Below are 371 nucleotides of genomic sequence, written 5' to 3' on the forward strand. Positions count from 1 at the left end.
GTCGGTGATGGTCCGGGTGGATGTGTGTCTGTACATGCCAGCCGCGGTCTGCGGCTTCTTCCCGGTATGACAGCTCGCTGACCGACGGCCAGTGGGCGCAGATCGAACCGTTGCTGCCCGTGCGCAATCCGCGCCACGGCGGCCGGCCGTTGAAGTTCGACCGCCGGCTGATCCTCGACACGATCCTGTATGTGCTGCGCACCGGCTGTTCCTGGCGGCTGGTGCCTCACGACCTGGCCCCCTGGGATGCCGCCTACCGGTGGTTTCGTGCCTGGAGCGCCGATGGCACCTGGCGGCAGGTGCACGAGGCGCTGCGCGACCGGGTCCGTGAGGCCGACGGGCGCGAGGTGCAGCCCACCGCCGCGGTGCTG

Annotated in this window: 1 protein-coding gene; it reads left to right on the top strand. The window is 70.1% G+C overall.

Annotated features, from left to right (window positions below):
* Window positions 1-20: 20 nt before the first annotated feature.
* Window positions 21-371 (top strand): transposase (locus tag E9529_RS21580; protein WP_236833296.1); only part of this gene is annotated, 351 nt, incomplete at its 3' end.

It is taken from the genome of Blastococcus sp. KM273128 (genome assembly GCF_021698975.1).
In the GTDB taxonomy this organism is placed as follows: domain Bacteria; phylum Actinomycetota; class Actinomycetes; order Mycobacteriales; family Geodermatophilaceae; genus Blastococcus.